Here is a 217-nt window from a genome sequence, read left to right as displayed (position 1 = left end):
CGTCCACGCCACCCAAGGTCACGCTAACAGAATCCGCTTCGGCCGCGTTGGTGATCTCGTCGCTTGTCGCCACGGTCACGCTGAAGTTGTTGTCAGTGTCCGCACTGGTGTCTAAATCTAACGTATCCGTTTTAGTTGACGTGTTGCCCGCATCATCAGTTGCTACAGCGCTGACGGTAATCGTGCCGTCGGTCAGACCACTTAGATCCGCATCCGC

At 56.2% G+C, this 217-nt stretch carries 1 protein-coding gene; it reads right to left on the bottom strand.

Features of this window, described 5'->3' with window-relative positions:
- Positions 1 to 217 (bottom strand): hypothetical protein (locus V6259_RS19990; protein WP_341586017.1); only part of this gene is annotated, 217 nt, incomplete at both ends.

Origin of the sequence: Marinomonas sp. TI.3.20 (assembly GCF_038155025.1) — a bacterium.
In the GTDB taxonomy this organism is placed as follows: Bacteria; Pseudomonadota; Gammaproteobacteria; order Pseudomonadales; family Marinomonadaceae; genus Marinomonas; species Marinomonas flavescens.
Note: the sequence above shows the minus strand (reverse complement) of the source record. Positions and strands in the feature narration are given on the sequence as shown.